We start from the raw sequence: 25,317 nt of genomic DNA, 5'->3' as shown, positions 1-25,317 counted from the left end.
CCATGGATTATGTAAGCACTCGCGGCGGCGACATGCGTGCTGATTTTCGCAGTGTGGTTCTGTCGGGGCTCGCCGAAAATGGTGGTCTCTATGTCCCAGCCAGTTTGCCTGTCTTTACCGAGAAACAGATTGCCGGCTGGTCGTGGCTGCCGTTTGATGAGTTGGTTTGGCGAGTGATTTCGCCTTTTGTTGGTTCATCCATAGACGAAAGCACCCTGCGTGCCTTGCTCAGTGACAGCTATCAACAATTCAAGCACCGCGCTATTACACCGCTTGAGCAAATCGGGCACAACGAGTGGATACTCCAGCTGTTTCATGGCCCGACCGGTTCTTCCAAGGATTTCGCCGCGCAATTGCAGTCGCGCCTGGTCGACCATTTCCTGAAGGAGATCGGTAAAGAAGCGTTGGTGGTCGGTGCAACTAACGGCGATACCGGCGTCGCGGCGCTTGAAGCCTTTGCTAACTGCCCGGCCGCCCGCATGGCGATACTGTATCCGCGCGACGGGCTTGCATCTGAGCAACTCAGTGCCTTGCAGGCAGCCGACCCGCAGCGGGTTCAGCTGTTTCCGGTTGACGGTAATTTCGATGATTGCCAGACGCTGGTCTCCCGACTCTTGCGTGAGTGGCCGTTGGATGGAGTGTTGCCGGTCTGTTTCAACTCGACCAATTGGATCGGCGTCCTGGCCCAGATCGTTTTTTACTTCCACGCAGCCTTGCAACTGGGCGGTGGCTCGCGTCCCGTTGGCTTTAGCGTTCCAGCTGCCAGCTCGGCCGAAATCTACGCTGGTTACATTGCGCAGAAAATGGGATTACCGATCAATCAGGTGATCATTTCCACCAACAGCAATGATGCCCTGCACCAGTTTTTTCATTGCAATCGGTACTCCACCCGGATGACTAATCGAACCGTGTCGCCGGCGATGGACTTCTCGTTGTTTTCCAACCTGGAGCGGTTTATCTGGGAGATTTACGAGCACGATGGCTGCTCAACAAAAGCACTGATGGAGCATTTTGAAAGTTGCGGAGAAATGAGCATCGGCAACCAGCAATGGCTGCGTGCTCGAGTACTCTTCGATTCCTATGCCGTACACGAATCCCAGGTGCGCGATGAAGTAGTCGAACTGTTCCGAGAGACAGGCTCGGCCATCGATCCTCACACCGCTGTCGGTGTACTGGCCGGCAGGCTTCATCGACGCAGCCTGGGCGCGCCGATGGTCACCTTCGGGCAAATTGCGCCGGCCAAGTCAGCGGCGCTGTTGGCCGAACTGGGCGTCTGGCAAGCAAGCGTTCCGAGCACTGTCGAGGTGCGCGCGCAACCGCCGTACCTGGCCAAGGGCGATCTGGACGGTTTGTACCAGGCTCTTCGTCTGGCGCAGCAGAGGTCTGCATGAAGCGCATTCTAGATCCGTTGGACGAACGCATACTGGCCGAACTTACCGCCAATGCGCGAATAGCCCATATCGAACTGGGTGCCAAGATCAACTTGTCGCGCAATGCGGTGCGCCAGCGCATCGAGCGTCTTGAGCGCGACGGTGCGATCCAGGGCTATACGGTACTTCTCGGTGAGTCGCGGCGGCCTACGTCACTTATCAGCGCGGTGATCTTTGTCTACCGCTACGACCGCATGCGTGGCGAAGAAGTACTGACTGCGCTGCGCTCCATTCCCGAAGTCGTGCAATGTGAAGTACTCAGTGGTGAGTTCGATTTAATGCTGCGTGTGAATGCCGCCACACCTGAACGCGTCCATCTCGTGTGGAAGGAAATCGCGGCCATGCCGGGGGTGGAAAACACCGTGACATCGTTCGTCCTTTCTGCGGTGTTTTGACAACATCGTGCTTGGGCAAAACGCTCAATTAATACAGCACTCTGCCATATTCAACTGCCAAAGCCCGGCTCTTAGGATGTTCCTAACGAACAACATCAATAAAGGAACAGCGTTTATGACTGAGTACAAAATTGCCTTGGTAGGGTTTGGTGGCGTGAACCGTGGCTTCGCCCAATTGGTCGCCGATCGTAATGCCGAGTGGAAAGAGGCCCTCGGCTTCACCATTAAAATTGTCGGGGTCACCGATCTGTTCCTCGGCTCAATCGTTGCCAAGGACGGTCTGGATGCAAAGCAGTTGGTGGCGCTACCGGTTGAGAAGGGCGCATTCGCTCAACTGCCCGGCGGCAATGCTGAGGCCTTCAACGAAACCGTGATCAAGCATTCCGGTGCAGACATCATCGCTGAGGCCACTTTTACCAATCCGGTGGATGGCGAGCCCGCCACTACCTTTTGCCGCTGGGCCTTGGAAAGCGGCATTCATGTAGTGACCACCAATAAGGGGCCTATTGCGCTGCACGGTGCCGAGCTCAAAGCGTTGGCCCGGCGCAACCAGGTCGCCTTCGAATACGAGGGGGCGGTGATGAGTGGCACCCCCGTGATTCGTCTGGCCAGGCAGGCTCTGGCGGGTGCCAATGTGCAAGGCTTCGAAGGCATCCTGAACGGCACTTCCAACTACGTGCTCACCCGGATGAAAGACGGCCTGGCGTTCAACGATGCCGTCGTACAAGCGCAACAACTCGGCTACGCCGAGGCAGATCCAACCGCCGATGTGGAAGGGTTTGACGTACGCCTCAAGGTGGTGATCCTGGCCAACGAACTGCTCAACGCACGACTGAATGTCAGCGATGTAGCGTGCTCGGGTATCAGCAATATCAGCGCACAAGATATTGCCCAGGCAAGTGCCAATGGCGCTAGCTGGAAACTGATTGGCTCAGCCGATCGTGAAGCAGATGGCTCGGTTCGAGCGAGTGTGGAAGCTCGGTTACTGTCGAACACACATCCTCTTGCCGGAATCAGCGGTGCTACGAATGCAGTGTCATTCAAGACCGAACTGCTGGGAGCTGTCACGGTGTCCGGGCCTGGGGCAGGGGGCATCGAAACAGCCTTCGCATTGCTGTCGGACATCGTCGCCATCCACACCGCCCACGGCAAATAACAGGAGATAGTCATGAGCGTATCCAGCATGGCCAGTATCCAGCTTGTTGAAGCCAAACAGATTGATGTGTTCAGTCCATTCGATGGTCGCCTGGTGGGCAGTGTCCCTTGCCTCGATGCCGCCGCAGTTCCTGGCTTGCTGGAACGTGCGCGAATTGGCGTGCGTGAGAGTGCGGCAATGCCTCGTCACCTGCGTGCGCGCATTCTTGAGGAGGCGGCCCGGCGTGTAGAGCTTGAGGCTGAAGCGTTTGCCAAACTTATTGTTGCAGAGGCGGGGAAGACGCTGCGACAAGCAGAGAAGGAAGTGAAGCGTTGTGTGAATACGCTGAAGCTATCGGCGGAAGAGGCTCGTCGTAACGCCGGGGAAGTGATTCCATTTGAGGCATATGAAGGCTCCGAATCGCGCCAAGGCTGGTTCACTCGGGAACCGTTGGGGCTTATCGTCGCGATCACCCCCTACAACGATCCGCTGAACCTGGTCGCCCATAAACTTGGCCCGGCCATCGCCGGTGGTAATGCTGTGATCCTGAAGCCCTCAGAGCTCGCACCGTTGTCTGCTCTCAAGCTGGTTGAGTGCCTGGTGGAAGCGGGTCTGCCTCCGTCTGTGGTAACCCCGGCGACCGGTGGCGTCGATCTGGGTAAAGCATTGGTGGAGGTTCGTGAAGTTCGGATGATTTCCTTTACGGGCGGTTTTGCCACAGGTGAGGCCATCGCTCGTAGTGCAGGGTTGAAGAAGCTAGCGATGGATCTGGGAGGAAATGCCCCGGTTCTCGTGCTTGAAGATTGCGATATCGAACCGACTGTTGAGTCCTGCGTGTCTGGCGCCTTTTGGGCAGCAGGGCAGAATTGCATCGGCACTCAACGCATCCTTGTACATAGTTCAATTTATGAGGACTTCCGTGAGCGGTTTGTCAGCCAAACGCGTGCCTTGGTAGTGGGTGATCCTGACCAGCGAGCAACGGATGTAGGCCCGATGATTACAGAACAGGCGGCCCGTCGTACCGAACAGTTGGTGAATGAAGCACTGGCCGAGGGGGCCGTTCTTCTGTGTGGGCACCATCGCGAAGTGGGAAGCTATGCGCCGACCGTGCTGGAGCGTGTACGCCATAACAGTCGGATCTGGCAGCAGGAAGTCTTCGCGCCGGTTGTCATCCTGGAGCCTTTTGACCAGTTGGATGATGCTGTTGCTCTGGCCAACGCTCCGGAGTACAGCTTACATGCGGGACTCTTCACACGTGATCTTTCCAAGGCCTTGAAATTGGCGCGGCAAATTCAAGCCGGTGGCGTGATGATCAATGACTCTTCCGATTATCGTTTTGATGCCATGCCTTTCGGTGGCTTCAAGTACGGAAGTCTGGGGCGAGAAGGTGTCCGGTTTGCCTATGAGGACATGACGCAGCCCAAAGTGGTCTGCATCAATGAAATGGGTTGAGCCATCAAAGTAGCTAATTACCGTCGACCGTTACATCGGGTGAAGTTGCTCGTCCAGTGACACCCGATGTTTTTTCTCAATGCTCATGGGCATGTGAATGGATGGTCAGGGCACCCGGTACCTTGGTGCGTTCGAGCCCCCCATGTTCCAGCCACCGGAGGGTCTGCTCATAGGCACGCTGCAGCAAAGACTCGGTTTGGTCGAAGTTGAACACCGAGACATCCACAGGGCACAAGGGCGGGACGATGTGCAGGCTGGTGAGCGTGCGGAAGTGTTCGATGTCGCTCACCAGTTGGCGCATGCTCATCAGATTGACGGTGTGCAAGGCCAAGGCGACCAGGCCTCGGGGCGGTTGTGTCAGGGCGCAACTCACCCCGGTGGGGATGACCACGACGTTGCTGGCTCCCAAGGCTACGGCAGTCGAAATAGGTGTATTGCTTGCCACGCCGCCGTCAACCAGGAACCGATCAGCGATCTGTACGCAGGGGAACACCAGTGGGATGGCAGCGCTGGCCAGTAACGCCTGCTCAAGTTCACCACTGGACAAAACCGTCTCGGCACCACTGAGCAGGTCGGTGGTGACGATGTGCAGGGGCAGCGCCGCATCCTCAATGCGATGAATGGGCAGTGCCTGACCCAGCAATCGGTGCAAGGCCGCCGGCTGCAACAGAAAACCACGCCGTTTGAGCAGTCCTCTGCAGGTGTCGAGCCAGGAGAGGGGAAAGATGTCCGTTTTACTCAGCCCACGCCAGAACCCGGCGAGCGCCTCGACGCCATCGGAATCGGGCCTTGCGGCAAAGTAGGCACCGTTGATAGCGCCTACCGAAGCGCCAACCACCATGTCGAATCGAACATCGGCCTCGACCAAGGCCCGCAACATCCCCACCTGCACCGCACCCAAGCTGCCGCCGCCAGCGAATACGATTGCGGTTTTGGTCGCCATGGTCGAAGTCTCGGCGTGGAAATGTATCGAATGAGTGTAGCTGGTGGGGTGGTGTTACAACGGAGCGTACTGGAAGGGAGGAGTGCCGAATGGGTAGCGAACAGGTATCAGTTCTGGGCCCGGTTTGAGCTTTAGCCATAGCTCTGCCAAGGAGATTTTGCACCCAGGTAGATGCAGCTTAGGTGCAAGTAGCTGCAGAGGATAGAGCACGAATGAGCGGGTCTGAATTTCGGCTCTAGGCAGCTGGACACCTTCAATATCGCCAGTCAGGCCGTCAAAAAGGAGCAGATCAATATCGAGAGTGATCAACCGCTGCGTCCCGCTCCTTCGACCATGGAGGTGTTCGATTCCTTTGATCCATGCGACGAGTTCGCGAATGTTGATATCAGTGGTCGCAGACATCACCAGGTTGTAAAAGGGCGGGTGGTCTCCGTCAAGGGAAATGCTTTCATAAACGGGTGAGCAACGGATATTTTCCAGATGCTCTTCCAGCATTGTAAGAGCGATCTCGATGTGTCTTTCACGCTCAACATTGCTGCCCAGGCCGAGATAGATTTTGTGATTTTTCATGAGGCCTGACTCGCTGATCTGAAACCTATTTGATGACGTAATTCCTTGTGGCATCAAATAGGCGATAGTAATGGCGCCTTCAATGGCATGACCTTCAGAATGAATTCAACTGATGGTGTAATTTAGAAGTAGAGTCGCGAGGAGAGCGACGATGGAGGCTACTACCGTCCCGCCTGTGAATTTCTTCAATGCATCTGAGAGCGATACATTTAAGTATTCCTTCACGACCCAGAAAGCAGAGTCGGTGACATGTGCCCAGCCGATAGAGCCAGCACCGATGGCGATAACAAGAATCTCGGGCTTCAGGTGAGGGTCGGCAGCCAACATTGGGTGAATCATTCCCGCGGCGCTCACCATTGCTACGGTCGCCGAGCCGACTGCGAAGTGCATCAGCCACGCAACAAACCAGGCAAGGATAATCAAATTAATATCAGATCCTGCAAGAAGCCCCGAGATGGCTTTACCCACCCCACTTTCGATCAGAACAGCATTGAATGCGCCGCCCGCTCCGATAACAAAGATGATATTGGCTAAGGCTGGAAAGCTACGCTGAGTCAGTTCCAATAGCTCGACCATGGTGCGACGTTGACGTAAGCCAAGCGACCAGTAGGCAAAGCCCACAGAAAGCATAAGCGCGATTAAAGGGTTTCCAACGAACTGTGCGGCCAACTTTACCCATATACCATCAGGGAGGCTTGCGGTAGCTGTTTTAAAAACCATGAGAACGAGGGGTAAGCCAATGGTCAATAGTGTAATCCCGAACCCTGGCAGTGTTCGCGCCGCGCCAACGCTTTCTCCTTGAACTTTCAGGAATACTTGCTGACTTGCTGAGGCTTCTCTCCCACAGTAAAGGTTTACCCAAATAGGCCCTGCAACAATGATTGTGGGAATGCCCACCAAAAGTCCGTAGATGATCACAGTCCCAACGTCAGCCCCCATCATCACAGTAATGGCCATCGCGGCTGGGTGCGGGGGTAGAATGCAATGGATGGTCATCAAGGATATGGCGAGAGGAATTCCCAAAAACAAGGTGTTTATCTTTGTTTCCCGCGCTACGACATAGACAAGTGGAATTAAGAGAACAAAACCGACTTCGAAAAATACTGGGATGCCTGCGATGGCCCCAACAATAGCCATTACCCAATGGGCTCGTTTGGAACCTAGGTTGTCGAGTAGTGTTTTAGCGAGTCGTTCAGCTCCACCGGACTCTTCTAGAATTTTACCAAGTATGCCTCCGAGGCCTATTATCGCAATCAGGAAGCCCAGTGTTCCGCCGATGCCTGATTCAAGGGTACTTATAATTTTTGGAACAGGCATTCCCGCACCAAAACCGACCACAAAACAAGCGATCACGAGTGCTATGAATGCGTGAAGCCTGACTTTCATAATCAGAAAAATAATTAACGCAATAGATGTAAATAGAACCCCTAACAACCATGTAGATTCTTGCATTGGTATGCCTCGCACCTTGTTTTTATTAGTGCAACGTTGAGCGGGATGATAATAAAGTGCCGAAGCTTTAAATTATTTTCATGGGATTTTGATTTGATATTGATCAGATTTTTTGTATGAAAGTGCCCCCTTGGGAATACTCCCAAGGGGGCACTTTCGTCTAAGGGTTTGGCCAGGTATCCAAGATTTTATGGTCTAGATATTGGTTGAAACACACACTTCAACCGATCGTCTCAGACGAATAGGAATCTGGCGAAGGCGGGAACACTATCGTCTTGGTATCGTTTAGAAAAACCCGGCCATGCACATAGGCATGAATAGCGCGTGCGAGAACCTGGCTTTCAACATCGCGTCCCAACGAAACATAGTCTTCAGGGCTCTGAGCATGAGTAATGCGAACGATATCCTGCTCGATGATCGGGCCTTCATCCAAGTCAGCTGTCACGAAGTGTGAGGTTGCGCCAATGAGTTTCACACCACGATCAAAAGCCTGCTTGTATGGGCTACCACCTTTGAAAGATGGCAGGAACGAGTGGTGGATATTGATGATCCGCCCCGACATCTGTTGGCACATTTCATCAGAGAGGATCTGCATGTAGCGAGCCAGAACGATGAGCTCGGCGCCGGTTTGGCGAACGATGCGCATTTGCTCAGCTTCAGCCTCTGCTTTGTTTTCCTTGGTTACCTTGATGAGGTGATAAGGAATGCCATGGCCTTCTACTACCTTTTGGAAGTCCAAGTGGTTTGAGATCACGCCAACGATGTCGATTGGCAGGGCACCGATGCTCCAGCGATAGAGCAGGTCGTTCAGGCAATGGCCGAAACGCGACACCATCAAAATGACTTTGCGTTTGGTACGCTCATCAAAGAATTCGTAATCCATCTTGTATTTCTCTACAAGTGGTTGGAATTCTCTTTCGAGATCCTGCAGTGAGCAACCTTCCTCAGAGCGGAAAGTAATGCGCATGAAGTAGTGATTGGTGCTCTCATCGTCAAATTGGGCGCTGTCACGAATATTGCAACCATGCCCAGACAAGAAAGCAGTAATATCAGCGGTTACGCCTCGGATCGAAGGACAGGTAACACGAAGTACGTTATTTTTAGCTTTGTTCATCTGAGATCACCTTAAACGGCAACTACTGCCTGATGGGTAACAATGTGGTGCTGACGCTTGAATGCTGTGACGGTATTGGCCAGCAAACATGCGATCGTCATTGGGCCAACGCCACCGGGAACTGGTGTGATTGCCGAGGCATGCCCTGCTTCTTCGAATGCAACATCACCAACAATCCGGGATCGCCCGTCGCGATGAATTCGGTTGATACCGACATCGATAACGACCGCGCCTGGTTTGATCCAGTCACCCCTCACCATCTCTGGGCGGCCTACAGCGACAACCAAGATGTCTGCGGTGCGGCAGAGCGCGGGTACGTCTTGGGTTTTCGAATGCGCCACTGTGACAGTGCAGTTCTCGCCCATCAGGAGTTGTGCCATGGGCTTGCCGACAATGTTGGATTTGCCCACGACCACGGCGTTAAGCCCTGCGAGGCTGCCGAGTCGATCTTTGAGCATCATCAAACAACCGAGGGGAGTGCACGGAACCAGGGCATCTTGACCGGTCGCGAGACGGCCAGCGTTCAAGATGTGGAAGCCGTCAACGTCTTTGTCCGGATCAATGGCGTTGATAACGGCATTTGTGTTCAGGTGTGCAGGCAGGGGAAGCTGCACCAAAATGCCATTGACTTCCGAAGCAGCATTTAGCTTTTCAAGCAACGCCATCAACTCGTTCTGAGTTGTTTCGGCTGGAAGTCGGTATACAAACGACTCCATGCCAATTGCGAGAGTTTGCCGGTGTTTGGCACCTACATATACGCCGCTGGCCGGATCCTCACCCACAAGGACAACTGCCAGGCCGGGTGTAAGGCCGGTTCTCGATTTGATATCTGCGACGTCAACCGTGAGCTTCTCAACGAGATCAGCTGCGAAGCCTTTCCCGTCGATACGGTCGGCCAGGAATGGATTATTCATGAAGCTTTACCTCAACATCAAAAACTGGCGTGGTTATAGTTTTTTGACGCAAGTTAGAGTGAATGGAGTATGAAGTTCATACCCTGGCAAAAACTCCTTAATCAACGTTGACCAAGGACGCGCCACGCTCCAGAAACTGTTTGAACTGGTCTTCGGGTACAAAGGCGCCACCGGTCGTCCAGACGACGTGAGTAGCCTGGGCGAGCTTGTCCTTCAGACCTTGGGCTTCCTGGTAAGCACGACCCTGCGTACTTTTGACAATGAACTCAGGCCCTGCGAATCCTGCGGTTGCCGAAGGTTCGAGACGAATGGACTGAGTCGTCTCGGCCATCCAGAGCCAGCGAAACAGGTCGTCATCGGCCACAGTAAAGACACCGGACAATATGGGTTTCATTACGTCCGCAACGAATGCCGACATGCGCGCGACTGCCATGCCGTCGGCTTCGGTACGGTTGGTCAGTCCAACGTCGTAGACGGATACCAGTTCTTTCGAACCACTCATCATGTGCACCAGCGCACATGGCGACTGGACAGGCTCAACGAAGAATGCGTGTGCAGCATCCCCGAAGATTGCCTTCAATCCATAGGCTGCGCCGCCTGGAGCTCCACCGATACCGCACGGTAGATAGATGAAAAGAGGATGCTCTTCATCTACGGTTACACCTGCTGCTTCCAATTGGGCCGCGAGCTCGCTTGCTGCTGCGCTGTAGCCGAAAAACAGCATTTCGGAGCGTTCGTCATCCACGAAGTAGATGGTTGGATCGCCTTCGGCGTCGATACGGGCACATTCAACCGCAGTGGTGTAATCAGCTTTATGCTGAACCACTTCAACCCCAAGACGAGTCAAGCGGTCGACTTTCCATTGTTTGGCATCGGACGACATGTGAACCACGGCTCGGAATCCTAGCGCGCGTGCGGCGATGCCCACGCTCAGGCCCAGGTTGCCGGTACTGCCCACAGCGATGGTGTGCTGGGCGAAAAGTGCTCGAGCCTGGGCACTGGCAAGCACGGTGATGTCGCCACCTGGTGTGAGAATTCCACGCTTCTCTGCCATCTGCTTGGCGTACATGAATACTTCATAGACACCGCCACGCGCCTTGATCGAGCCAGCGACAGGCAGATCATTGTCTGCCTTCACGAACACTCGACCGTATTCGGGGCCTGCGTAACCCAGGGCTTTGCGCAGATCTTTCGCTTCGATCAACTGGGAGAGAATCATCCCGTTTGAAGCCTCTAGTTCTGGAAAGCAGGTCTTCAATACAGGTGCAAGGATCCGCCAGTTTGCCTCGGCTTCGCTAACCTGGGCTGAACGAATTGGCAGCGACGGGTCGGAGATGCCATCAGGTTTCAAGTTGGGGTTCAGCCATAGTGCTGGACGCCCCGCCAAGACATCTTCCCGCGCTGGATCATTAGGGAGAGTAACGCTCATTTTTTTATTTTCCTGCGGAGTAGAGGAGGCCGGCGGCAGAGAATGTCCTCCACCGCCAATGTCACCTCAGGCATAAATCGGAAACGCAGCACACAGCTTGGCGACAGTTGCTTGGCTGCGTGCAATAACGGCGGCGCGTGTAGCCTCGTCAGCTACTTGAGCCTCGAAAATGTCCGCGATCAGGTTGCCGATGATCTCGAACTCGACCGCACCAAAACCACGAGTCGTACCCGCCGAGGAGCCCAGACGAAGACCTTTCCATTCCGAAGGTTTTGCACTGTCGAAAGGGATCGGGTTTTTGTTTGAGGTGACGTTGATCGTAGAAAGCGCATCTTGGGACTGCTGACCAGTCAGGTCTTTAGAAGAGACATCAACCAATACGACATGGGTATCAGTGCCGTCGCTGACGATACGCACGCCGCGTTTCTGTAGAACGTCTGCCAGCAGTCGTGCGTTGGCTTTGACGTTGGCGCCGTAAGTCTTGAACTCATCGGTCAGTGCTTCGCCTAGGCATACAGCCTTACCAGCGATAGTGGCCAGGTGAGCACTGCCTTGTACGCCAGGGAATACGGCTGGCTGGATTTTTTTGAACAGATCCTCTCTGTTGGTCAGGATCAAGCCGCCACGTGAACCGCGCAGGGTTTTGGTCGTGGTGCAGGTAACGATATCTGCGTAGGGGATCGGCGAAGGGTGAACACGTGCTGCAACCAGACCGGCGAAGTGAGCCATGTCGACCAAGTAAGTCGCGCCCACCTTGTCGGCGATTTCACGCATGCGAACGAAGTCGATTTCACGTGGATAGGACGAGCCGCCAGCGATCAGCAGTTTTGGCTTGTGTTCCAGAGCTAGCTTTTCGACGTTGTCATAATCGATACGCCCGGTTTCGCGGTCGACTCCATAAGAAACAATCGTAAACCAGCGACCGGATTGGTTGGGCTTTGCACCATGGCTGAGGTGGCCACCGGATGCCAAGTCAAGGCTCAGCACCACGTCGCCAGGTGTCAGCAAAGCAAAAAACACCGCCTGGTTGGCCTGCGTCCCGGAATGCGGCTGGACGTTGGCAAACTCGCAGCCGAACAGCTCTTTCGCACGATCAATGGCTGCTTGCTCGACGATATCTGCAAAATCAGCACCGCCGTGGAAACGTTTACCTGGGTAGCCTTCGACGGTTTTGTTGGTGATGACTGACCCAAGGGCGTCCAGCGATGCAAGGCTTACAGAGTTTTCGGAGGCGATGAGTTCGATCTGCCCTTGCTGGCGTTTCTTTTCATCTTCAAGCGCGTTGAAGATCAGCGGATCGCGTGCTGCAAGGTGAGCGTGGAAATAGGACTTGGTCATTGCTGCGGTTCCCGTCTTGGTTTTTTCATACCCTAATCCTTGGCCAAGATGAGAAAAAGCGAATAATATTTCAATATTACATTAGAGTTTCTTACTGATTGACTCTGTTAGGTGGAGGGACAAAAGCTCATGGATATCGGTAGATTGCGCGCATTGAGGGAGTTATCCATTCGCAAAACCATGGCGGCGGTAGCGGAGGCACTTCATGTATCTCCATCCGCTGTGTCCCAGCAAATTTCCCTTTTGGAGCAGGAAGTCGGAATCGACCTGGTCGAACGGCGGGGACGGGGGGTTAACCTGACCATCGCCGGTCGTATGCTGGTTGAACGGGCAAATCGCATTTTTACGGAACTTGAGTCGGCCCGTGCAGACATGGCGGAGCTCAAGGAAGTCGTTGCAGGCGAACTTCGGGTAGCGGCCTTTCCCTCAGTGGCAGCAGCCTTTATTCCTAAGACCATGCGCGCGCTGAGCGCCACACATCCTCAGTTGACGGTGCAATTTGACGAGATGGAGCCGGAGGAGGGGTTAAATGCGTTGAGAAGCTGGCAAACGGATGTTGCGCTAATCGACGATCTCAATATTCCCCCCGGCCTTCTTGATCCGGGCATCGAAACCATCCCGCTGATTGAGGATGTCTTTAATGTGATGATGTCTCCCAATCATCGGCTAGCAAACAAGGAAGAGGTCACGCTGGGTGATCTGAGTGGCGAGCACTGGGTGATAGATACGGCTTCCAGTACCTACACTCGCGTGTTGACTGATGCGTGTCAGAGCGCTGGTTTCACACCCCACATCATTGCGCGCTGTAAGGGGTTCGAAGTTGCTCTCTCCTTGATCCGCGAAGGCTGCGCAATTGCCATCTTCCCCGAATTACGAGCCAGCTTCGACCTGCAAGATGCACGGGTCTGTCGGCTGGTTCCCGAAATTCGACGCAGGATTTTCGTAGCGTTCCGCAAGGGTGAGAAGAAAAGCCCAGCGCTCCAGGCATTCATTCAAAGCATTTATGCTCATACAACTGATTTTCGCTGATCCTCCAGCCACCTGATCCTCTCAGAGGGTCAGTATCTCAAGCCCTATCCCCGCCAACCGCCAACCGCCAAGTGCCTCGACGCGCGGATGTCACTTCGTGTGCCTTGTCCTTCCCACAAAATCATTAGTTTTGCTTACGTGATATTGAAAAAATATTCGCTTTTTCTGACTTAGCGCAGGGGCTACGGTATTTGAAAGCGTTTTTGCCCCGTCACACCGGGGCCTTTTTAAAACAATAAAAAGAGGGCCTACGATGCCACTTTCCATAAGCGCTTACTGCGCATACCGGGTGCCCTGACGGCGTCCATCTTGTTTTCTGCCCTCCACATCGCTGTTCAAAATTCCGTCCGGTTTCGGTGCGTCGGCATCGTGCGGCCTGGATTTACTCGTGACATTTCTGGAGCATTAAAATGAAAAAAGAAAACAAGCTGATCAAAGTCTGTGGTGGTCTGGTTGGCATCACCCTGATGACTTTATTGTCCGCTAATGCCAGTGCTGGCGTGACGCTGGATAACGTGAAGAAAAAAGGCTTTGTACAGTGCGGAGTCAGTGATGGACTTCCAGGGTTTTCCTTTGTGGATGCCAAGGGGGCTTTTGCCGGTTTCGACGTAGACGTATGCCGTGCAGTGGCGGCGGCGGTCTTTGGTGATGCGAGCAAGGTCAAATACTCTCAGCTCACCGCCAAAGAACGCTTCACGGCGCTACAGTCCGGCGAAGTGGATCTGCTGTCCCGCAGTACCACCTGGACGTCCTCACGGGATGGCTCCATGGGCATTCTGTTTACAGGCGTCAGCTACTACGATGGCCAAGGATTTTTGGTCAATAAAAAACTGGGTGTGAAGAGTGCCAAAGAGTTGAATGGCGCAACGTTTTGCATCCAGGCGGGGACAGTTACCGAGCTGAACCTCGCAGACTATTTCCGTGCGAACAAACTGAAATTTACCCCTATCTCATTTGATACTTCTGACGAGAGCTTCAAGGCGCTCGAAGCTGGGCGCTGCGACGTGCTGACGTCTGATCAATCGCAGCTGTATGGTCAGAGATTGAAACTCGCGACTCCTGATGACTATGTCGTACTACCGGAAGTCATCTCAAAAGAACCCCTTACTCCTGCCGTAAGACGAGGTGATGAGGAGTGGTTTACGGTGGTGCGCTGGACGTTAAATGCAATGCTCAACGCTGAAGAGTTGGGCGTCACCTCCAAAAATGTGGCCGAGCAAAAGCAGGGCACTAACAATCCTGATGTTGCGCGGCTGCTAGGAGGCGAAGGAACGTTGGGTAAAGATTTGAATTTGCCGAACGACTGGGCTTTCCAGATCGTCAAGCAGGTAGGCAACTATGGTGAGTCGTTCGAGCGAAACCTCGGTGATGGCAGTGACTTGAAGATCAAGCGTGGGCTTAACGCGCTGTGGAGCAAAGGCGGCATTCAGTACGCGGCACCTGTTCGCTAAGTCTATTGCGCCCGGTCTTAGGCCGGGCGTTTTCTTATCTGTCCTGCCGGTGTACATATGCAAATGAACAATGGCTCAAAGCGCCTGGCGTCATTTAATGATCCTGTTGCGCGCGCATTACTCTTCCAGATCCTGATCGTTGCAGCAGTGGTGACGATGGGATGGACTCTCTACCAAAATACGTACACAAACCTTGTGCATCGCGGAATCACTTCTGGGTTTGCATTTCTTGAAAATAGTGCTGGCTTTGGGGTCGCGCAGCATCTGATTTCTTATAAAGAGGCCGATTCATACGCGCGTGTTTTTGTCATAGGTTTGTTGAATACGCTGCTAGTAACCTTCATCGGCGTGATCCTGGCGACGATCCTCGGTTTCATCGTCGGTGTGGCACGACTGTCGAAGAACTGGATCATTGCCAAGATGGCGACGGTTTATGTCGAGGTCTTCCGTAACATTCCGCCGCTGCTGCAAATCCTGTTCTGGTACTTCGCGGTGTTTCTCACCATGCCTGGGCCGCGCAATAGTCATAACTTCGGCGACACCTTCTTCGTCAGCAGCCGCGGCCTGAACATGCCGGCAGCGTTGATAGCGAACGGTTTCTGGCCGTTTGTGGCGAGCATCGTCGTGGCCATTGTCGCGATCGTGCTGATGTGCCGCTGGGCCAACAAGCGTTTCGAAGAGACCGGCGTACCGTTCCACAAATTCTGGGTAGGCCTGGCGATGTTCCTGGTGATCCCTGCGTTGTGCGCATTGATCTTTGGTGCGCCGCTGCACTGGGAAATGCCGAAGCTACAAGGCTTTAACTTTGTTGGCGGTTGGGTGTTGATCCCGGAGTTGCTGGCGCTGACCCTGGCGCTCACCGTTTACACGGCAGCGTTCATCGCCGAAATCGTGCGATCGGGCATCAAGTCGGTCAGTCATGGCCAGACCGAAGCAGCCCGTTCTCTGGGTCTGAGACCAAGGCCGACCTTGCGTAAAGTCATCATCCCGCAAGCCCTGCGCGTGATCATTCCGCCGCTGACCAGCCAATACCTGAACCTGGCGAAAAACTCCTCGCTGGCGGCCGGTATCGGTTATCCGGAGATGGTGTCGTTGTTTGCCGGTACGGTGCTGAACCAGACCGGCCAGGCGATCGAAGTCATTGCCATCACCATGAGCGTGTACCTGGCGATCAGTATCAGCATTTCCCTGCTGATGAACTGGTACAACAAGCGCATTGCGCTGATTGAGCGGTGAGGAAGCGTCCATGAGTTCGCATACTTTCAAACCCGACATGCTGCCACCGAGCAAAGTCTTCGGGCCGGTGGCGTGGATGCGCGCCAACATGTTTTCTAGCTGGCTGAATACCCTGCTGACCTTGCTCGCGTTCTATTTGATCTACCTGATCGTGCCACCGATTCTGCATTGGGCAATCCTGGATGCCAATTGGATGGGCACTACCCGCGCAGACTGCACCAAGGAGGGTGCTTGTTGGGTGTTCATCCAACAGCGCTTTGGCCAGTTCATGTACGGTTATTACCCACCGGAACTGCGCTGGCGAGTCGACCTGACGGTGTGTCTGGCGGTCATCGGCGTGGCACCGTTGTTCATCTCGCGCTTTCACCGTAAAGCAGTGTATGGCCTGAGCTTTTTGTTGCTGTATCCGTTCATTGCTTACTTCCTGTTGCACGGCGGCATCTTCGGCCTGACCAACGTTGCGACCAGTCAGTGGGGCGGCCTGATGCTGACCCTGGTGATCGCTACCGTCGGTATCGTCGGCGCATTGCCGCTGGGTATAGTGCTGGCCCTGGGCCGTCGTTCGAACATGCCGGCGATTCGAGTGGTCTGCGTGACCTTCATCGAATTCTGGCGCGGCGTGCCGTTGATCACGGTGCTGTTCATGTCGTCGGTGATGTTGCCGTTGTTCCTGCCCGAAGGCATGAACTTCGACAAACTGCTGCGGGCGCTGATCGGCGTGATCCTGTTCCAGTCGGCCTACATCGCCGAAGTGGTGCGTGGCGGTCTGCAAGCGATCCCCAAAGGTCAGTACGAAGCAGCCGCGGCGATGGGCCTCGGTTACTGGCACAGCATGGGCCTGGTGATTCTGCCGCAAGCCCTGAAGCTGGTGATCCCTGGCATCGTCAACACCTTCATTGCACTGTTCAAGGACACGAGCCTGGTGATCATCATCGGCCTGTTCGACCTGCTCAACAGCGTCAAGCAAGCCGCCGCCGACCCGAAATGGCTGGGCATGGCCACTGAAGGCTATGTGTTTGCGGCCCTGGTGTTCTGGATTTTCTGTTTTGGTATGTCCCGCTATTCCATGCATTTGGAACGCAAGCTGGACACTGGCCACAAGCGTTAGGAGTATCTCCATGAGTGAAGCGATCAAAAAGCCTGTGAGCCCTGAAGGCATTATTCAGATGCAGGGCGTGAACAAGTGGTACGGCCAGTTCCACGTCTTGAAAGACATCAACCTGAACGTCAAACAGGGCGAACGTATCGTACTGTGCGGCCCGTCGGGTTCCGGCAAGTCCACCACCATCCGTTGCCTCAATCGCCTGGAAGAACACCAGCAGGGCCGCATCGTGGTCGATGGCGTGGAACTGACCAACGACCTCAAGCAGATCGAAGCGATCCGCCGTGAAGTCGGCATGGTGTTCCAGCACTTCAACCTGTTCCCGCACCTGACCATTCTGCAGAACTGCACCCTGGCACCGATGTGGGTACGCAAGATGCCCAAGCGCAAGGCCGAAGAAATCGCCATGCATTACCTGGAACGCGTACGCATTCCAGAGCAGGCGCATAAATACCCGGGGCAACTGTCCGGTGGTCAGCAACAGCGTGTGGCGATTGCCCGTGCCCTGTGCATGAAACCGAAAATCATGCTGTTCGACGAACCGACGTCGGCACTCGACCCGGAGATGGTGAAAGAGGTGTTGGACACCATGATCGGCCTGGCCGAAGACGGCATGACCATGCTCTGCGTGACCCACGAAATGGGCTTCGCCCGTACCGTGGCCAACCGCGTGATCTTCATGGACAAGGGTGAAATCGTCGAACAGGCCGCGCCGAACGACTTCTTCGATACTCCGCAGAATTCGCGTACACGCTTGTTCTTGAGCCAAATCATTCACTGAGTCGACTGCCTTACTGGATTTCGACTTTGATAGTTTTTGTCAGGGCTCGTGATGAAAGATCCGTCTCTCCGTTCGAGCCGGTCTTTTGGTTTGGTCACCTTCGGTCACGTGTTCTGCGCTTGGTTTCCTGAGTAATCGGGAAACCCTTTTTATTTGGTTCGAGCTTAAGTCTTACGTATTGACTCTGCCGCCTATCAGCTGGACTCGCTTATTCACGGCTGGACTCCAAAACCACCCTCACGCTGAGAGAAACCAATATGCTCGATTCCAAACAATTACGTAGCCAAACTCAGGAAGTGGCGGATCGTCTTGCCTCCCGTGGCTTTAGCCTGGATGTCGCGCGCATAGAATCACTGGAAGAGCGCCGAAAAGCGGTGCAGACCCGCACCGAGAAATTGCAAGCAGAGCGTAATGCCCGCTCAAAATCTGTTGGACAGGCAAAGGCTAAGGGCGAAGACATTGCTCCCTTGATGGCTGACGTCGAGCGCGTGGCCAATGAACTTGAATCTGGCAAAAACGAACTGGATAGCATTCAGGCAGAACTGGACGATATCGTTCTGGCCGTTCCCAACCTACCGGACGCCAGCGTACCAATCGGCTCCGATGAGGATGACAACGTAGAAGTTCGCCGCTGGGGCACTCCGCGTGTGTTCGATTTCGAGATCAAAGACCATGTAGCGTTGGGTGAAATCAGCGGAGGTCTGGACTTTGAGGCCGCAGCCAAGCTGGCTGGCGCTCGCTTTTCCGTTTTGCACGGCCCGATTGCGCGCCTGCACCGCGCACTGGCGCAATTCATGATCAACCTGCACACCTCACAGCATGGCTATGAGGAAACCTACATCCCCTACATGGTTCATGCGTCTGCTCTTCAGGGCACCGGCCAACTGCCGAAGTTTGAGGAAGACCTCTTCAAGATCTCCCGTGAAGGTGAGGCTGACTTCTATCTGATCCCTACTTCTGAAGTCCCATTGACCAATCTGGCGGCTGGGCAGATTCTCGATGCAAAACGATTGCCCCTCAAATTTGTCGCCTACGGCCCATGCTTTCGCAGCGAGGCAGGTGCTTCTGGCCGTGACACTCGAGGAATGATCCGACAGCATCAGTTCGACAAGGTCGAGATGGTTCAGGTGGTTGAGCCTGCGAAGTCCATGGAGGCTTTGGAAGACATGACAGCTTGTGCCGAGCGTGTGTTGCAGGCGCTCAAATTGCCATACCGTGTTTTGGTTCTGTGCACCGGCGACATGGGTTTTAGCGCCGTCAAAACCTTCGACTTGGAAGTCTGGGTGCCGAGCCAGGACAAATACCGAGAGATCAGCTCTTGCTCCAACTGCGGTGACTTCCAGGCTCGTCGCATGCAAGCGCGCTGGCGCAACCCAGAAACCGGTAAGCCGGAGCTAGTGCACACCCTCAACGGTTCTGGGCTGGCGGTGGGGCGCACCTTGGTCGCGGTATTGGAAAACTACCAGGAGGCGGACGGATCTATCCGTGTGCCGGAGGTGCTCAAACCCTATATGGGCGGTGTCGATATCATTCGTTAAAGGCCGTATAGAGCTCTTGGGCTAGCACAGTGGTTCAGGCAGCAGAACGTCTTTGTATGGAAATTTCGGAAGGTAAACCGGGCCTATTCACATCCATCCGCGCAGGCTGACATCGATGGAATTGAGGTGGTGCGGTCACTATTGTCGAAGCTACTGGTAACATCACTAGACTCTGAGTGCATGCCTGGATTTGCACAAATCGGCAAGCAGTTGATTTGCTGTTTGGACGACTTGGCCCAAGCTAATTTCGCGGGTGATGTCTTTCAGTACGAAAAGATCCAGATCTCGTACCAGACGATCCCAGGCTGCGATCCGATCTCTACGCAGACGCATCATGCTGTCGATACCAGCCAACGTCACGCCACGCAAAATGAAGGGGGCAACGCTAGCAGCTAAGTCCATCCCTTGTGCGAGTCCGCATGCCGCAACGGTGCCTCCATAACAAGTGCTGGCACAGACGTTGGCCAGTGTATGGCTACCAACCGAATCAATCGCGCCTGCCCAGCGTTTTATCAGGACGATGGGGGCAGGGTGTTGGACAGGACAGGTGCGTGGCAGGCCTGCATTGATACGAAAGGCGAGTCAATGCAGGCAAGGTAGAGCGATTTATTCAGCTAAAAAACCAGAGCTCCAACGAAACCTCTCGTTGATCAAGCGTTGACTGTCACTGCCTTTTGCCGGTGATACAAGATCGTCGTCGCTGTGAAACCACACAAAGCGGCAAACATCAGCCAGTAGGCAGGCGACGCCTTGTCACCGGTTGCCTGCACTAGGATTGTGGATACGGCCGGTGTGAAACCGCCAAAAAAAGCGGTCGCCAAACTGAATGCCAGAGAAAATCCCACGACTCGTACGTTCTGAGGCATCACCTCAGTCAAAGCCGCAACCATCGCGCCGTTGTAAATGCCAAAGAAGAAAGAAAAGTACAACAGCACGGCGAGAAGGCGTTCAAAGCTTGCCGCCGCGGCCAGCCAATGCATGGCGGGATAAGCGGTGAACAGGCACAGTAAGGAAATCGCCAGCAACAAGGGGCGACGGCCGATGCGGTCGGAGAGTGCGCCGCCGATGGGCAACCAAATGAAGTTGCTCAGGCCGACGAAGAGCGTGACCACCAGACTGTCGGTGGTGCTCAGGTTCAGGACAGTCCTTCCGAAGGTGGGGGTGTAGACGGTAATCAGATAGAAAGTGGTGGTGGTCATTGAAGCCAGCAAGCCACCCGCCAGCACTGTTCGCCAGTTGTCTCGCATCGAGCGAAACACTTCATTGGCACTTGGGTGGTGCGCGCGTGCTTTGAACGCATCGGTTTCCTGTAGCGAGCGACGAATGATGAAGATGAACGGGATAATCAGGCAACCAATGAAGAATGGGATACGCCAGCCCCAGGCTGCAACGTCGGCTGCCTCCATGGACGCGTTAATCGTATAGCCCAACGCAGCCGCAAGAATGATCGCCACTTGTTGGCTGGCCGACTGCCAACTGGTATAGAAACCCCGGCGTCCGGGCGTGGCGATTTCAGCCAGGTACACGGAAACACCACCCATTTCCGCACCTGCGGAGAATCCCTGCAACAGTCGCCCGAGCAACACCAATATCGGCGCTGCGATGCCTATGCTGGCGTAGCCCGGAACCAAGGCGATCAAGACCGTGCCCGCGGCCATGATCGACAGCGTCACGATCAATCCCTTGCGCCGCCCTACCTTGTCGATGTACGCCCCCAGCACGATAGCGCCCAGCGGCCGCATCAGAAATCCTGAGCCAAATACGGCGAAGGTCATCATCAGCGAGGCGAACTCACTGGTGGTAGGAAAGAACGTCTGGGAGATGTAGGTCGCGTAAAACCCGAACAGAAAGAAGTCAAACTGTTCGAGAAAATTGCCGCTAGTGACCCGCAGGATGGCGCCCAGTTTCGACCCCTTGGATCGGGTGTCTTGAGTTGTTGTTTTCATCATGGCTACCGTGGTGATCAATATTGTTTTTGGAATGAATGGATCGCCGATCAGTCGCTACCTGCGTTGATCGGGTTGGGTTGGCGTTTTTCGATGGAGTACTTGAGCAGCGCGGCGCTGCGGAAGATGCCATGGGCGAATTTGCTGTAGGGCATTGTCAGGAAAAACGCCATGACCAGGCCGAGATGGATTGCCAGGAACAGGCCCAAGGCTGCGGTTTCACGGAACGCCAGGAGTGCCAGGCCGCTGGCGCTGACCAGGAACAGCAGTGCGATAAAGCCGCGATCCATGGGTTTCTGGTTTTCGTCGCCGTGTTCGGGGTTGCGACGCAGGTTCAACCACAACAGACCCGCAGGGCCGACCAGCAACCCGAGCCCACCGCTGATGCCCAGCATCACCGGCAAGCTCAAGACGGGGTAGGGCGCCGACCAGTCCAGCAGGAAATGGTAGAGCGTGGCGACCCCAGTGGCGGCGAAGCACAGCATGAAGCCGTAGAAGGTGAAGTGGTGGAAGCGCCGCCGCCACAAGGTGAATCGATCATCAGCGTTATTGCAGCCCTCGCCATGGCCACCGTCCAGAAATTTGAGCCGGGCGACGTTGGCCGTGGCTTCCAGTGCAGCAGCGGTTTTTTCCTGCGCGGGCGCGTCGGCCGGTGAAACATTGCGCCAGAAGCGCCGCGCGCCAAGGGTTAACGCGAGTACCGCGAATCCGAAAACTGCACCGAACATTACGGCCAGGGTGTTGTGCGGGAAGATCCCGTAGAAATTTCCCCCGGGCATCGCCGTGAACAGGTTGCCCATCACCATCAACGTGAGACACAGGAACAGTGCCAGCCCGGCACCGGCGGACAGTGCCAGAGTCAGTCCGTTGCGTCGGTATAGTGTGCCCATCACCTGTGGCCAGGCGTACTCGGTATAAGTGTCGAGGCGGACTTTGGCCATGGCCTTGGGCACATTGATTACGAATTCGTGAGGGGCAGCGTACTGACAGGCATGCAGGCACGCACCGCAGTTATGGCAAAGGTTCGCCAGGTAATGGATATCCGCCTGAGAAAACTCCAGACGCCTTGTCATGGCCGGGAATACAGCGCAGAAGCCCTCGCAGTAACGGCAGGCATTGCAAACGGTCATTTGTCGCTGAACTTCGCTTTCATCAAGGTTGAGTACGGGAATCAAATTACCCGGTGCCTTGGGATCAAACAGCTGCATGTTGGGGCTCCGTGGAGGAAGGGGTCAGGAAGCCGGCCGCAGCCGCGGCTTGCACACCGGCGATGCGACCGAATGCGGTACCAATGGCCATGCCGATGCCGGCGGTATAGCCCTTGCCCAATACGTTGCCCGCCATCATTTCTCCTGCGACAAACAGGTTGGGGCTAGCCTCGCCGTTGAAGTGAACGGCGGCGGTATCGTCGGTAGCCAGCCCCAGATAGGTGAAGGTCACGCCTGGCTTAAGTGGGTAGGCACAGAAGGGGGGCTTTACCAATGGGCGGGCCCAATGGGTTTTGGCGGGTGTCAAACCTTCGGTGTGGCAATTGTCCAGCGCGGTGTGGTCGAACGTGCCAACGCAGCAGGCTGCGTTATATTCCTCGATGGTTTTGACAAATTGCGTCACGGGAAGCTTCAACTGGCGGGCCAGGTCTTGCAGGGAGTTGGCTTTAGTGCCCGGAAACACCGGAGGCATGAAACGGCCGAGGGCTTGTTGGTCGATGATCGAGTAGGCCTGTTGACCGGGTTGACCCGCCACCAGGCGGCCCCAGATCGCATAGCGCTTGGGCCAGAAATCCTCGCCTTCGTCATAAAAGCGTTCGCCGTCGCGATTGACCACCACGCCCAGCGATACGCAATCGATACGGGTACAGATACCACCGTCATACAGGGGCGCACGGGCGTCGATGGCCACCATGTGCGCTTGGGTTGGGTCACCGATAAAATCGGCGCCCAAGCTCTGCATGCGCCGAAGCAGTACACCAGTATTGAAGCGTGTCCCGCGAATCAGAAAATTGTCTGACGGCCATTCTCCGCGATCGTTTTGGCCCCAAGCCTCACGGAGCCACTCGCGGTTCGACTCGAAACCGCCAGCCGCCAGAACGCACGTCTTGGCCTGGATCCGCTCGGCGGGCAAACGCTGACCATTGACCTCACGTTCACCGATGTGGGCTGCGACGAATGCTCCGTCCTTCAACTCGATGTCGGTGACTTGAGCGTTGTAGCTGATCTTCACACCCAGCCGCTCGGCGCTGCGGAAGTACGCGTTAACCAACGCTTTGCCGCCGCCCATGAAAAACGCATTGGTGCGCGCAACATGTAGGGCACCAGACAACGACGGCTGAAAATGCACACCATGGGAGCGCATCCAGTCACGGCAGTTCGACGAGGCGCGGATGACAATACGTGCAAGCTTTTCGTTAGTAATCCCACCGGTGACTTTCAGCAGATCCTGCCAATATTCTTCTTCGGGATAGGCATCGACCAACACATCTTGCGGTTCGTCGTGCATACATCGCAGGTTTCGTGTGTGTTGCGAGTTGCCACCACGCCAGATTTTCGGTGCGCCCTCCAGCAGCATCACGCTAGCACCAGCCTCTCGCGCCATCAACGCTGCACACAAGGCGGCATTGCCGCCGCCAATTACTAATACGTCGATCATCATCACTCCTCAATCGCAAGGAGGCATGAACGAAGTGCTCCTCGCGAGTGGGGGGAAGGTAGAGCTGTCAGCTTATTGTCGAAAGGCGCGAAATGAATGGGGGTGTTTAGTTTTCATAAAGGCTTTGGCGCGGACACCTCAGTATTGGAAACCGGGAAGAGGGTGCGCCGGGATCATGACGCGACGTCCTCAATCCACGATGCTCCCGGCCATTGTTGATCAACGACCAACTGTCGAGCGACATCGGTGATGACCAGTCGCGCCGCCAGAGCAGCGGGAGACAGCTCATCATCAGGCAGTGTCGCCAGCAGGTTTCGTCGACCTACGTGAGCATCGGAAATTTCCACCACTGAAAGTCCCGACTCACCTTTGAGCGCTGCTGCCGCACCGGGCTGGATGGTGGCAGCATGACCCGCGCGTACGGCGTTCATCAATACGGCAAGACCATCCACTTCCATGATGATGTTGGGAGCCAATCCCGAACGTTCAAACGCAACCATCAGCGTAGAACGCAAACCGTGTTGCGCACTCGGCATTACCAGTGGAAGTTGCCCCAGATCCGCCAGTTGCACGCTGGTTCCTTGTGGTGCGTGGGGCAGGTGCGGTGAGCTGATGACAAATAGTTTTTCGTCGAGCAGCGGTGTCACGCTCCAGCGCTTACCACCTTCGAGTTGAAACAGAATGGCCAGGTCGATCTGGCGAGCATTGAGTTGCGTGGCCAAATGCCCGGATAGCATTTCGACCAGGTGCAATTGAATATCCGGGTAACGCTCTCGCATCGCGTTGATCAATGGCAGGGCAAGAACAGTGGAAGTCGTGGGCGCCATTCCGACGGTGACGTACCCACTCATTCGCCCACGGTGAGCGGCCATGATCGCATTTTCGGCTTGCCGCAAACACAGCTGGGCATGGTGCAGGAACGCCATACCGGAGCTGGTAGGTGTGACGCCAGTAGTGGTGCGATTAAGGAGGCGGGTTGACAGCTCACTTTCAAGTTTCGCGATCTGTTGGCTAAGGGCTGATACGCCGACGTCCAGTTCAAGAGCTGCGCGTCCCAAGCTGCCGTGTTCGAGGATTTTTACGAAATATCGCAGTTGTCTCAATTCCAAGCGTTGCTGCTCCACGTCAAATTGTTGTTGGAATGCCTATCGATTACCGCGGCGAGCACCAAACCGCAAGACAATATAGGAGAGGGCCTGAAAATTTTGAGATTCGTTGTTGTTCCTACAATCCAAACAGAAACAGGATCAATGCGTAACGGAGCGCGCTTCTACTGCCAGACTGTACCGCAAGGTTTCAACATCTATGGTAGGGAAGAGAAACTACGTCTGAAGACTACCTATGAGTCTCGAGAAGGCACCGAGACTGAATGTCGACGACTTAACTTTGATCGCCTTCAAATCATACTTTCTGAGC

Annotated in this window: 21 protein-coding genes and 1 pseudogene; 10 read left to right on the top strand and 12 right to left on the bottom strand. The window is 55.1% G+C overall.

The annotated features are described in order from the left end of the window. Positions 1 to 2: 2 nt before the first annotated feature. From thrC to FFH90_RS15865, 4 genes are all read left to right on the top strand, one after another. Positions 3 to 1,391 (top strand): threonine synthase, encoded by a 1,389-nt coding sequence (thrC, locus tag FFH90_RS15880; RefSeq protein WP_138867550.1) that lies wholly within the window; start codon positions 3 to 5, stop codon positions 1,389 to 1,391. Further along, complete coding sequence (locus FFH90_RS15875) at positions 1,388 to 1,825, top strand: Lrp/AsnC family transcriptional regulator (RefSeq protein ID WP_018925939.1); 438 nt, start codon at positions 1,388 to 1,390, stop codon at positions 1,823 to 1,825. The genes thrC and FFH90_RS15875 overlap by 4 nt, the downstream gene beginning before the upstream one ends. Before the next feature lie 115 nt (positions 1,826 to 1,940). Further along, a complete protein-coding gene (locus FFH90_RS15870; protein WP_138867693.1) occupies positions 1,941 to 2,981 on the top strand; it encodes a homoserine dehydrogenase in 1,041 nt (346 codons plus the stop codon). A gap of 12 nt (positions 2,982 to 2,993) precedes the next feature. Then, the gene (locus FFH90_RS15865; protein WP_138867549.1) at positions 2,994 to 4,412 is read left to right on the top strand and encodes an aldehyde dehydrogenase family protein; all 1,419 of its coding nucleotides are present in this window, start codon (positions 2,994 to 2,996) and stop codon (positions 4,410 to 4,412) included. Between the two features lie 76 nt (positions 4,413 to 4,488). Here the strand turns inward: FFH90_RS15865 and FFH90_RS15860 are convergent, their stop codons facing one another. The 7 genes from FFH90_RS15860 to glyA all read right to left on the bottom strand — a co-directional run bounded on the left by FFH90_RS15860 (position 4,489) and on the right by glyA (position 12,172). Continuing rightward, a complete protein-coding gene (locus FFH90_RS15860; protein WP_138867548.1) occupies positions 4,489 to 5,355 on the bottom strand; it encodes a patatin-like phospholipase family protein in 867 nt (288 codons plus the stop codon). Positions 5,356 to 5,409: 54 nt separating this feature from the next. Continuing rightward, positions 5,410 to 5,925 carry a 2-amino-4-hydroxy-6-hydroxymethyldihydropteridine diphosphokinase gene (folK, locus tag FFH90_RS15855; protein ID WP_138867547.1) on the bottom strand — a complete coding sequence of 172 codons (516 nt, stop codon included), beginning with the start codon at positions 5,923 to 5,925 and terminating at the stop codon, positions 5,410 to 5,412. Between the two features lie 105 nt (positions 5,926 to 6,030). After that, positions 6,031 to 7,377 carry a gluconate:H+ symporter gene (locus FFH90_RS15850; RefSeq protein ID WP_138867546.1) on the bottom strand — a complete coding sequence of 449 codons (1,347 nt, stop codon included), beginning with the start codon at positions 7,375 to 7,377 and terminating at the stop codon, positions 6,031 to 6,033. Between the two features lie 220 nt (positions 7,378 to 7,597). Next, positions 7,598 to 8,491 (bottom strand): formyltetrahydrofolate deformylase, encoded by an 894-nt coding sequence (gene purU, locus FFH90_RS15845; RefSeq protein ID WP_095054757.1) that lies wholly within the window; start codon positions 8,489 to 8,491, stop codon positions 7,598 to 7,600. 11 nt (positions 8,492 to 8,502) lie between these two features. Continuing rightward, a complete protein-coding gene (gene folD / locus FFH90_RS15840) occupies positions 8,503 to 9,405 on the bottom strand; it encodes a bifunctional methylenetetrahydrofolate dehydrogenase/methenyltetrahydrofolate cyclohydrolase FolD (RefSeq protein ID WP_138867545.1) in 903 nt (300 codons plus the stop codon). 97 nt (positions 9,406 to 9,502) lie between these two features. After that, the gene (locus FFH90_RS15835; protein ID WP_105341590.1) at positions 9,503 to 10,834 is read right to left on the bottom strand and encodes a D-serine ammonia-lyase; all 1,332 of its coding nucleotides are present in this window, start codon (positions 10,832 to 10,834) and stop codon (positions 9,503 to 9,505) included. A 66-nt stretch (positions 10,835 to 10,900) separates the two neighbouring features. Next, entirely contained in the window at positions 10,901 to 12,172 is a 1,272-nt protein-coding gene (gene glyA / locus FFH90_RS15830) for a serine hydroxymethyltransferase (protein ID WP_138867544.1), read from the bottom strand. A gap of 129 nt (positions 12,173 to 12,301) precedes the next feature. Here glyA and FFH90_RS15825 point away from each other — a divergent pair, with 129 nt between their 5' ends. From FFH90_RS15825 to serS, 6 genes are all read left to right on the top strand, one after another. Beyond that, positions 12,302 to 13,201 (top strand): LysR family transcriptional regulator, encoded by a 900-nt coding sequence (locus FFH90_RS15825; protein WP_138867543.1) that lies wholly within the window; start codon positions 12,302 to 12,304, stop codon positions 13,199 to 13,201. A 467-nt stretch (positions 13,202 to 13,668) separates the two neighbouring features. Beyond that, the gene (locus tag FFH90_RS15820) at positions 13,669 to 14,652 is read left to right on the top strand and encodes an amino acid ABC transporter substrate-binding protein (RefSeq protein WP_138867692.1); all 984 of its coding nucleotides are present in this window, start codon (positions 13,669 to 13,671) and stop codon (positions 14,650 to 14,652) included. 57 nt (positions 14,653 to 14,709) lie between these two features. Then, on the top strand, positions 14,710 to 15,888 hold the full coding sequence (locus FFH90_RS15815) for an amino acid ABC transporter permease (RefSeq protein WP_138867542.1): 1,179 nt from the start codon (positions 14,710 to 14,712) through the stop codon (positions 15,886 to 15,888). Positions 15,889 to 15,898: 10 nt separating this feature from the next. Next, entirely contained in the window at positions 15,899 to 16,996 is a 1,098-nt protein-coding gene (locus FFH90_RS15810) for an amino acid ABC transporter permease (protein ID WP_138867541.1), read from the top strand. 10 nt (positions 16,997 to 17,006) lie between these two features. Further along, complete coding sequence (locus tag FFH90_RS15805) at positions 17,007 to 17,771, top strand: amino acid ABC transporter ATP-binding protein (protein WP_138867540.1); 765 nt, start codon at positions 17,007 to 17,009, stop codon at positions 17,769 to 17,771. A 257-nt stretch (positions 17,772 to 18,028) separates the two neighbouring features. Beyond that, on the top strand, positions 18,029 to 19,309 hold the full coding sequence (serS, locus tag FFH90_RS15800) for a serine--tRNA ligase (protein WP_138867539.1): 1,281 nt from the start codon (positions 18,029 to 18,031) through the stop codon (positions 19,307 to 19,309). Positions 19,310 to 19,474: 165 nt separating this feature from the next. Here serS and FFH90_RS30370 read toward each other — a convergent pair. From FFH90_RS30370 to FFH90_RS15775, 5 genes and pseudogenes are all read right to left on the bottom strand, one after another. Next, positions 19,475 to 19,819 (bottom strand): annotated as a pseudogene (locus tag FFH90_RS30370) (oxidoreductase); the annotation flags it as partial. A gap of 140 nt (positions 19,820 to 19,959) precedes the next feature. Further along, entirely contained in the window at positions 19,960 to 21,258 is a 1,299-nt protein-coding gene (locus FFH90_RS15790) for an MFS transporter (protein WP_138867691.1), read from the bottom strand. A 47-nt stretch (positions 21,259 to 21,305) separates the two neighbouring features. Beyond that, positions 21,306 to 22,463 carry a tricarballylate utilization 4Fe-4S protein TcuB gene (gene tcuB / locus FFH90_RS15785; protein WP_138867538.1) on the bottom strand — a complete coding sequence of 386 codons (1,158 nt, stop codon included), beginning with the start codon at positions 22,461 to 22,463 and terminating at the stop codon, positions 21,306 to 21,308. Further along, positions 22,450 to 23,901 (bottom strand): FAD-dependent tricarballylate dehydrogenase TcuA, encoded by a 1,452-nt coding sequence (tcuA, locus tag FFH90_RS15780; RefSeq protein ID WP_138867537.1) that lies wholly within the window; start codon positions 23,899 to 23,901, stop codon positions 22,450 to 22,452. Before tcuA ends, tcuB begins: the two co-directional genes overlap by 14 nt. A gap of 173 nt (positions 23,902 to 24,074) precedes the next feature. After that, positions 24,075 to 25,010, bottom strand: a complete 936-nt coding sequence (locus FFH90_RS15775; protein WP_138867536.1) for a LysR substrate-binding domain-containing protein — start codon at positions 25,008 to 25,010, stop codon at positions 24,075 to 24,077. Positions 25,011 to 25,317 lie beyond the last annotated feature (307 nt).

Source organism: Pseudomonas sp. ATCC 43928 (assembly GCF_005938665.2).
In the GTDB taxonomy this organism is placed as follows: Bacteria; Pseudomonadota; Gammaproteobacteria; order Pseudomonadales; family Pseudomonadaceae; genus Aquipseudomonas.
The sequence above is the reverse complement of the archived record's forward strand: the minus strand, read 5'-3'. Positions and strand labels throughout refer to the sequence as shown.

Coding starts and splice junctions, on each gene's coding strand:
- thrC (WP_138867550.1), top strand. CDS start 3: ATGGATTATGTAAGCACTCGCGGCGGCGACATGCGTGCTGATTTTCGC.
- FFH90_RS15875 (WP_018925939.1), top strand. CDS start 1,388: ATGAAGCGCATTCTAGATCCGTTGGACGAACGCATACTGGCCGAACTT.
- FFH90_RS15870 (WP_138867693.1), top strand. CDS start 1,941: ATGACTGAGTACAAAATTGCCTTGGTAGGGTTTGGTGGCGTGAACCGT.
- FFH90_RS15865 (WP_138867549.1), top strand. CDS start 2,994: ATGAGCGTATCCAGCATGGCCAGTATCCAGCTTGTTGAAGCCAAACAG.
- FFH90_RS15860 (WP_138867548.1), bottom strand. CDS start 5,355: ATGGCGACCAAAACCGCAATCGTATTCGCTGGCGGCGGCAGCTTGGGT.
- folK (WP_138867547.1), bottom strand. CDS start 5,925: ATGAAAAATCACAAAATCTATCTCGGCCTGGGCAGCAATGTTGAGCGT.
- FFH90_RS15850 (WP_138867546.1), bottom strand. CDS start 7,377: ATGCAAGAATCTACATGGTTGTTAGGGGTTCTATTTACATCTATTGCG.
- purU (WP_095054757.1), bottom strand. CDS start 8,491: ATGAACAAAGCTAAAAATAACGTACTTCGTGTTACCTGTCCTTCGATC.
- folD (WP_138867545.1), bottom strand. CDS start 9,405: ATGAATAATCCATTCCTGGCCGACCGTATCGACGGGAAAGGCTTCGCA.
- FFH90_RS15835 (WP_105341590.1), bottom strand. CDS start 10,834: ATGAGCGTTACTCTCCCTAATGATCCAGCGCGGGAAGATGTCTTGGCG.
- glyA (WP_138867544.1), bottom strand. CDS start 12,172: ATGACCAAGTCCTATTTCCACGCTCACCTTGCAGCACGCGATCCGCTG.
- FFH90_RS15825 (WP_138867543.1), top strand. CDS start 12,302: ATGGATATCGGTAGATTGCGCGCATTGAGGGAGTTATCCATTCGCAAA.
- FFH90_RS15820 (WP_138867692.1), top strand. CDS start 13,669: ATGACTTTATTGTCCGCTAATGCCAGTGCTGGCGTGACGCTGGATAAC.
- FFH90_RS15815 (WP_138867542.1), top strand. CDS start 14,710: ATGCAAATGAACAATGGCTCAAAGCGCCTGGCGTCATTTAATGATCCT.
- FFH90_RS15810 (WP_138867541.1), top strand. CDS start 15,899: ATGAGTTCGCATACTTTCAAACCCGACATGCTGCCACCGAGCAAAGTC.
- FFH90_RS15805 (WP_138867540.1), top strand. CDS start 17,007: ATGAGTGAAGCGATCAAAAAGCCTGTGAGCCCTGAAGGCATTATTCAG.
- serS (WP_138867539.1), top strand. CDS start 18,029: ATGCTCGATTCCAAACAATTACGTAGCCAAACTCAGGAAGTGGCGGAT.
- FFH90_RS15790 (WP_138867691.1), bottom strand. CDS start 21,258: ATGATGAAAACAACAACTCAAGACACCCGATCCAAGGGGTCGAAACTG.
- tcuB (WP_138867538.1), bottom strand. CDS start 22,463: ATGCAGCTGTTTGATCCCAAGGCACCGGGTAATTTGATTCCCGTACTC.
- tcuA (WP_138867537.1), bottom strand. CDS start 23,901: ATGATCGACGTATTAGTAATTGGCGGCGGCAATGCCGCCTTGTGTGCA.